This window comes from Photorhabdus sp. RW14-46, assembly GCF_963887965.1.
In the GTDB taxonomy this organism is placed as follows: domain Bacteria; phylum Pseudomonadota; class Gammaproteobacteria; order Enterobacterales; family Enterobacteriaceae; genus Photorhabdus; species Photorhabdus laumondii.
This window is the reverse complement of record NZ_CAWPHH010000045.1, coordinates 22451-30048: the sequence shown is the minus strand read 5'-3', so window position 1 is coordinate 30048 and position 7598 is coordinate 22451. Positions and strand designations below refer to the sequence as shown.

Below are 7598 nucleotides of genomic sequence, written 5' to 3'. Positions count from 1 at the left end.
TGGTAACCCGATTAAATAATCGCCCTCGAAAAACACGGGGTGGGAAAACCCCGAATGAATTATTTAAAGGAATACGAACATGTTTACTTCCAGATTAACGATGTTGCACTTATTATGTGAATCTACCCATAATAACTATTTAATTAAATTTGGAAAAAAATTATGAACAACAAAAACTATTTAGTACATTAAAACAAAATTTTTATCTATTGAAAATAAAAAAATACCGGGTGATACTTAATCGGGTTGATACTTCGAAAGCCCCATAAATTGACTGGTCAATTCCACCATTATCGTAATTAACAAAAAGACCGGGATTCAGGTAGAACCCGGTCTTTATCATTTTATTGATTCTGGTATTTTGTCGCTACTCAACATCAATAATCATTAAAATATTAAACCAATTCAGTTATACCACATAACTCCCCTAGACCATAAATGGAATTAATAAAAATCATTTTCAAATATTAAATGCAAATAGTTTAGATACATTTAAAATTACAAAAAATTAACATATTCATTACCAACAATTATATAAAAATAGTTAACCCTATAAGTTATAAGAATATTCCATTATTCTTTTTTCTAACTAAACTATAGCTGGCGTGAATAGGGAAAAATTATTTTTATAAAAATTCACTATATTGCTTATAAAATGCACTGATTAATTGGAGAAAAATATATGAGTCAAAAGAATGATTTTAAGGCTTTTTCTATTAGTGAAAATGCAAATATAATGCCCCAAGAAACATATGAAAAAGAACAAAAATTACAAACTGGGTTTCCAACAGCAGATATTACCCCTGAACTATTGAATAAGGCATTACGTCAGTCGTCAACCATATCCACTGTCGTCGCTAATTTTATCGCAACACAATCTGGCGAAGATGTTCTGGATAATGGGGATATAGACAAACTCACCACCCAATTCAAGAAATCCTTAGAACAAAAAAACACAACAGAAACTCGCGATGCCTCATTAACAGAAAAAGGAATTATTCAGCTCACAGACCAAATAGGCAACAGTAATACACTCGCTCCAACTCAAAAGCTTGTTTCTGATGTAAATGATAATGCTAATAATCGACTGGCAAAAGACCAAAACGGCGCAGACATTCCTGATAAAGCTGCATTTATAAAGAACCTTGGTTTATCCGATTCAACAAATATAACGATAGGGAATGGTGAAAATCAAGTGCCTAATATGTCGTTTTTCACCTCTAGCCTGAATCAGGTCGGATGGCAAAAATTACCTTCGGGCTTAATTGAAATGTGGGGAATAGCATCAGTTAAAGGCAATGCTTATGCCGAACCTGGTGCTTTAAATAACTTTCCAATCCCATTCCCGAATAAATGTCTCAACGTCACGTTAACTCACGTTGGTAACGCCCCTCAACATGCTGGCACATTTTCAATAATGACAGTCAATAATACCCAATTCCAATGTTTTAGCAGTATTCCAAATTTACAAGTTCCTGTAGCCGCATTTTATAGAGCAATAGGGTATTAATATGAACGATAAAAACTATGTATTTAGCGCATTAAATAAAGCATTTTATCCACTATCATTACAGCAGGAGTATATTGAAGCTAGCTCATGGCCAAATGACCCTTTACCGGTAACTGATGACATATTCAATGAGTTTTCGGGAATCTCGCCCATAGGAAAAATACTTTCCTCTGACGAAGAGGGTCTTCCTTGTTGGGAAGATATTCCACCACCAACAAAAGAGGAATTGATATCCATAGCGGAAAGTCAAAAAGCACAATTTATATCTCTGGCAAATGAGAAAATAACCCCACATTCCGATGCAGTAGAACTTGGTATAGCAACAGATGAGGAAATACTATCACTTAAAGAATGGAAAAAATACCGCGTGATGCTTAACCGGGTTGCTACTTCAACAGCACCGGAAATTGACTGGCCAATTGCGCCATTATCGTAACTAATAAAAAGGCCGGAATTAAGGTAAACCCCGGCCTTTATCATTTTGTTATTGTATTATTGCCAGCACTACAGCCATAAATATTCTGTTATCATCAGAACTATTCTTCATACGATATTAATGACCACGAACGTCATTGAAATCTACTTCCCACAATGAATCTTTTAATAGGAAAATCATTTAAGATAGTTTCTATAAAATAAGTATTAATTACTTAGATAGTATCGAATTGTTTATTGCTCAAAGCATATAAAAACCATTAACACCATAATTTATAAAAACATTTAATTATTGTTTTTTATCCTTAAACTATAAGAGGCAGTAAATTACACTTACAACAATTTAAGATATTAATATAAACCTACTATTAAACCTTAGGAAAATTGATATGAATCCAAAGAATGATTTTAAAGCGTTTTCTATTAGAGATGGTGCTAATGTGGTAGCTCAAAATTTATATGAAAATAGTCCAGAATTGCAGACTGGGTTTTCACCAGACGGTCTTACCCTCCATATATTAAATAAGGCATTACGTCAGTCTTCCACAATATCATCTGTTGTAGCCGATTTTATTGCGACAGAATCTGACAGTGATGTTTTGGATGATGGTAATATAACCAAACTCACCACCCAATTAAATAGAGCGTTAGAGCGAAAAATTATAACTAAAATTTCCGACTCCGCATTAGAAAAAGCACAAAACGGAGCAGACATTCCCAATAAAAATGCGTTTTTAAAAAATTTAGGTTTAAATGAAGCGGCAAAACGGGAAGTAGGAATTGGGGTTAATCAGATTCCAGACATGTCCTTTTTCACCAAAAATTTAGCTGAAACCGGCTGGCAAAAATTACCCTCAGGGTTAATTGAAATGTGGGGAACAGCGTTAGTTAAAGGTAATGCTCTTTCCTCACCTGGTAATTTGAATAAATTTCCAATTCCGTTCCCTAATAAATGTCTCAATGTCACGTTAACTCACCTTGGTACTGCCCCTCAATACGCAGGGATATTCTCAGTAATGATAGTCGATAATACTCAGTTCCAATGTTTTAGCAGTATTACAGACTTACAAAACCCTGTAGCAGCATATTATAGAGCTGTAGGATATTAATATGAATGGCAAGAACTATGTATTTAGCTCATCAAATAAAGCAGTTTATATCTCTCGCAAATAAAAAATAACCCCACTTTCTGATGCAGAAGAACTTGATATAGCAACAGACGAAGAGATGCTATTACTCAAAGAATGGAAAAAATACCGAATGATGCTTAACCGAGTTGACACTTCAAACGCACCAGAAATTGACTGGCCAACTCCGCCATTATTGTAATTAACAAAAAGACCGGGATTAGTATAGCGCCCGGTCTTAATTATTTTTTTATTGCTAATACTACAGCCGTAAATATTCTGTTATAATTCGAACTATTATCACCCACGACTTGTTAGCCCATGCAATATTGGTGACCTTGCACGTTATTGAAATTCCTTATATAGCTAACCGAATAATACAGCTAAGACAGAAAAAATTTCATATATTATGGTCTTATGTTGCCAGACTTGGTTTTTCAATGTAATTTATGCTGTATATACCCTATGGATTTCAAAATGCATCGCGACGGCAAGGGAACGAATCCCCGGGAGCATAGATAACTATGTGACCGGGGTGAGCGAGTGCAGCCAACAAAGAGGCAACTTGAAGGATAACGGGTATAGAAATATAAGAAGTGTGTAATAGTAATAAATAAGAACCATCAATAACACACTGATTTAAAATGAAAAATAAGTTAATCTATTGAAATGTCGTTATTAATCAAAAAAAGCTGTATCAATTGTGATATGTGTGAACCCGAATGTCCCAATCAGGCGATATCGATGGGAGATGAAATTTATGAGATTGATGCCGACCGTTGCACCGAATGCATCGGTCATTATGATTCGCCAACCTGTCAATCAGTCTGCCCGATAAACAATACGATTATTATCGATCCAGACCGTCAAGAAACAGAAGAACAATTGTGGGATAAATTTGTATTACTGCATCATGCAGATAAAATCTGAAATCAGCGCTCAAGAATAACGGTCGCACAGGCATAGCGGCGCTCATCAGCTAATGTCACATGCAAAGAGGTCGCCCCCAATTGCTGAGCCAACGCTGCGGCAGCACCATAGAGCCGCAAAATCGGTTTTCCCAGTGCATCATTGACCACTTCAAACTGGTTAAATGCCAGCCCATTGCGGATGCCCGTTCCTAATGCCTTTGCTGCGGCCTCTTTTACCGCAAAGCGTTTAGCCAAAAAACGAACCGGTTTTTCATGTTGCTGATATTGTTCCCATTCTAATTCACTGAGAATGCGTTTTGCCAAGCGCTCACCTGAGCGCTCGACAACCCCTTCAATACGGGCAATTTCAACAATATCCGTACCTAACCCAATAATAGCCATTAACGGCGAGCTTTCCGCATTTGGGTTTTCATATCTGCCACAGCAGCAGTCAAACCACTAAATACCGCACGCCCAATAATGGCATGACCAATATTCAATTCATAAATTTCTGGCAGAGCAGCAATACGTTGTACATTATGATATGTCAGCCCATGACCCGCATTAACCGTTAAGCCTTTACTCGCTGCATAAGTCGCGGCTGCTTTAATACGATGAAACTCTTTTTCCTGTTCTACTTCATTTTTTGCATCGGCATAAGCACCCGTATGAATTTCAATGAAAGGTGCGCCAACTTCATTAGCCGCATCAATTTGTCGATGTTCCGCATCAATAAATAACGAGACAAGAATACCCGCATCAGATAGACGCTTAACCGCCGCAGCAACCTTATCTTTCTGACCAATAACATCTAAGCCCCCTTCTGTTGTCACTTCCTGTCGTTTTTCAGGCACCAAACAGCAAAATTCAGGTTTAATACGACAGGCAATATCCACCATTTCATCAGTCACGGCCATTTCAAGGTTCATCCGAGTCTGAATAGTTTTTTTCAACAGTTCGACATCCCGATCGGTAATATGACGGCGATCTTCTCGTAAATGAATAGTAATACCATCCGCTCCCGCCTGTTCCGCAACAAAAGCCGCCTGAACCGGATCAGGATAATGGGTACCACGGGCATTGCGCACCGTCGCAATGTGATCAATATTAACGCCTAATAATACTTCAGCCATATTTATCTCCTGTAGTCATATTAGAATATGACAAGTTTACACTTTCCATCTTGAAGAGAAACAAATTCATTAGTTTTCTTTCTTTTCAGGCTGCTGACGTACAAACTGCCGAAATAATTCACGACTTTTTAAAGGCTTGCCACCTAGATAAGGTTTTAATGCAATACGCGTGAAACGCTTTGCTGCCTTTAATGTTGCAGAATCAGGGAATTCACGAGTTGCCAGTGATTTTAATTCGCGCCCGGTAAAACTGTAATGATCAACAACCAAGCTAGCAATAAATCCTTTTTCTTCTCTATAACGGTAGGTCATCGTGTCAGCGACAGGTTCACCACTGCCCGCACAATGCAGATAATCAACTCCATAACCAAGATTTGCCAGCAACGCCAGTTCAAACCGACGTAATGCATATTCCGGTGTATATTCACTGGCAGCAAGAATCTGCAAGCATTGGAGATAATCAAAGAATAAGGCGGGATAAGCCGTTCCCTGTTCAAGCACTCTTGACAACAATTCATTGATATATAAACCGCTGTACAGCACACTGCCGGTAAGAGGAAGGGCCAGAGAGATAGGATCTGCATCACGCAGCGTTTTAATTGCCCCCCGCCCGCTCCAACGAACCAGCAATGGGGTAAAGGGCTGCAAGCAGCCTTTCAAATTGGAACGACGGCCACGCGCACCTTTTGCCAACACGCTAATCCGCCCTTCATTTTCAGTAAACAGATCCAGTAACAGACTAGTTTCACTGTAAGGACGCCCATGAAGAACAAAAACACGTTGCCAACCGTCCACAGGAGGATGCCTTATTTCAAATCATCGACGTAACCCAAGCTACGTAACGCTCGCTCATCATCAGCCCAACCCGCTTTAACTTTAACCCACAGTTCTAAGTGGATTTTTGCATCAAACAGCCTTTCCATATCCTGACGAGCTTCAATACCAATGGTCTTGATTTTACTGCCTTTATTACCAATAACCATTTTCTTCTGGCCTTCACGCTCAACCAGAATCAAACCGTGGATGTTGTAACCACCGCGCTCATTCGCCACGAACTGCTCAATTTCAACCGTGACAGAATATGGCAATTCATCACCAAGAAAACGCATAAGCTTTTCTCGAATGATTTCAGAAGCCATAAACCGCTGAGAACGGTCAGTAATGTAATCTTCCGGGAAATGGTGAGCCGCTTTCGGTATATATCCGCGCACAATTTTGGCAATCGTATCAACATTCATGCCTTTTTCAGCGCTCATTGGAACAACATCAAGAAAATTCATCTGTTTACTGAGAAAACCAATATGTGGCAACAAGCTGGTTTTATCGGTCACGTTATCCACTTTATTGATAGCCAGCAAAACCGGACAACGCAGATTACGCAGTTTGTTCAGTACCATCTCGTCATCCGGGGTCCAATGAGTCCCTTCGACAACAAAAATAACCAACTCCACATCACCGATAGAACTGCTGGCGGCCCGGTTCATCAGCCGGTTAATCGCCCGTTTTTCTTCAATATGTAACCCTGGCGTATCCACATAAATAATCTGATACGCACCTTCTGTATGGATACCCATAATACGGTGACGAGTCGTCTGCGGTTTACGGGAAGTAATAGATACTTTTTGACCTAAAAGCTGATTTAGCAGCGTAGATTTCCCCACATTAGGCCGTCCAACTATTGCAACAAATCCGCAATAGGTTTCTTGTTCGCTCATTCAAGCTCCAGTTGTTTTAATGCTTGCTCAGCCGCTGCCTGTTCCGCTTTGCGACGGCTGGAGCCTGTTCCTTTAACCGGCTGTTCAATACCGCTCACTTGACAGTGAATAGTAAATTCTTGATCGTGAGCTTCACCACGAACCATAACAACCAGATATGATGGCAGAGGCAGATGATGCCCTTGCAAATATTCCTGTAAACGGGTTTTCGGATCTTTCTGTTTGTCGCCAGGGCTGATTTCATTCAGGCGGGTTTCGTACCAGCTCAGAATAATTCTTTCAATAGACTGAATATCGCTATCAAGGAAGATAGCACCAATCAGCGCTTCAACGGTATCAGCCAGTATTGATTCACGACGGTAACCCCCGCTTTTCAATTCTCCTGGCCCCAAACGAAGGCATTCACCTAATTCAAATTCCCTTGCCAATTCAGCCAGGGTATTACCACGCACCAATGTGGCACGCATGCGGCTCATATCCCCCTCATCTACACGAGGAAAACGATGATACAACGCATTGGCAATAACAAAACTCAGGATTGAGTCACCAAGAAATTCCAGCCGCTCATTATGTTTACTGCTGGCACTACGATGAGTTAACGCTTGTATCAGCAAATCATACTGATCAAAAGTGTACCCCAGCTTACGCTGCAATCTGTTAATTACGATGGGATTCATGTGCTACCAATATCGGTCAGAATTCGTCAAATAAAAACGCACACGCAACAGACCTGTTACAGGAACCCCCGACAAAACTGTTGCGTTTGC

The 7598-nt window shown here is 39.6% G+C and carries 11 protein-coding genes and 1 pseudogene; 7 read left to right on the top strand and 5 right to left on the bottom strand.

Annotated elements, in window-relative coordinates; genetic code table 11:
* The first annotated feature begins 149 nt into the window (after positions 1 to 149).
* The 7 genes and pseudogenes from AACQ38_RS24215 to AACQ38_RS21800 all read left to right on the top strand — a co-directional run bounded on the left by AACQ38_RS24215 (position 150) and on the right by AACQ38_RS21800 (position 4002).
* The gene (locus tag AACQ38_RS24215) at positions 150 to 269 is read left to right on the top strand and encodes a tail fiber assembly protein (RefSeq protein WP_165579070.1); all 120 of its coding nucleotides are present in this window, start codon (positions 150 to 152) and stop codon (positions 267 to 269) included.
* A 413-nt stretch (positions 270 to 682) separates the two neighbouring features.
* On the top strand, positions 683 to 1510 hold the full coding sequence (locus AACQ38_RS21825; protein WP_165579069.1) for a phage tail protein: 828 nt from the start codon (positions 683 to 685) through the stop codon (positions 1508 to 1510).
* 1 nt (position 1511) lies between these two features.
* Positions 1512 to 1946: a tail fiber assembly protein gene (locus AACQ38_RS21820; RefSeq protein WP_165579068.1), complete on the top strand. Its 435-nt coding sequence runs from the start codon at positions 1512 to 1514 to the stop codon at positions 1944 to 1946.
* A gap of 388 nt (positions 1947 to 2334) precedes the next feature.
* Positions 2335 to 3054 (top strand): gp53-like domain-containing protein, encoded by a 720-nt coding sequence (locus tag AACQ38_RS21815; protein ID WP_109791730.1) that lies wholly within the window; start codon positions 2335 to 2337, stop codon positions 3052 to 3054.
* Positions 3055 to 3121: 67 nt separating this feature from the next.
* Positions 3122 to 3274: pseudogene (locus tag AACQ38_RS21810) on the top strand (tail fiber assembly protein); the annotation flags it as partial.
* A gap of 207 nt (positions 3275 to 3481) precedes the next feature.
* Complete coding sequence (locus AACQ38_RS21805; RefSeq protein ID WP_125026247.1) at positions 3482 to 3676, top strand: hypothetical protein; 195 nt, start codon at positions 3482 to 3484, stop codon at positions 3674 to 3676.
* 65 nt (positions 3677 to 3741) lie between these two features.
* Positions 3742 to 4002 (top strand): YfhL family 4Fe-4S dicluster ferredoxin, encoded by a 261-nt coding sequence (locus AACQ38_RS21800; RefSeq protein ID WP_011147523.1) that lies wholly within the window; start codon positions 3742 to 3744, stop codon positions 4000 to 4002.
* 2 nt (positions 4003 to 4004) lie between these two features.
* On the opposite strand, the gene acpS is transcribed toward AACQ38_RS21800, so the two are convergent.
* From acpS to rnc, 5 genes are all read right to left on the bottom strand, one after another.
* The gene (gene acpS, locus AACQ38_RS21795; RefSeq protein WP_011147524.1) at positions 4005 to 4385 is read right to left on the bottom strand and encodes a holo-ACP synthase; all 381 of its coding nucleotides are present in this window, start codon (positions 4383 to 4385) and stop codon (positions 4005 to 4007) included.
* Positions 4385 to 5116 carry a pyridoxine 5'-phosphate synthase gene (gene pdxJ / locus AACQ38_RS21790; RefSeq protein ID WP_011147525.1) on the bottom strand — a complete coding sequence of 244 codons (732 nt, stop codon included), beginning with the start codon at positions 5114 to 5116 and terminating at the stop codon, positions 4385 to 4387. Before pdxJ ends, acpS begins: the two co-directional genes overlap by 1 nt.
* Before the next feature lie 69 nt (positions 5117 to 5185).
* Entirely contained in the window at positions 5186 to 5911 is a 726-nt protein-coding gene (gene recO / locus AACQ38_RS21785) for a DNA repair protein RecO (RefSeq protein ID WP_011147526.1), read from the bottom strand.
* Between the two features lie 11 nt (positions 5912 to 5922).
* Positions 5923 to 6831, bottom strand: coding sequence for a GTPase Era (gene era, locus AACQ38_RS21780; RefSeq protein ID WP_165579067.1), 909 nt, complete (start codon positions 6829 to 6831; stop codon positions 5923 to 5925).
* Entirely contained in the window at positions 6828 to 7508 is a 681-nt protein-coding gene (gene rnc / locus AACQ38_RS21775) for a ribonuclease III (protein ID WP_011147528.1), read from the bottom strand. The genes era and rnc overlap by 4 nt, the downstream gene beginning before the upstream one ends.
* Positions 7509 to 7598 lie beyond the last annotated feature (90 nt).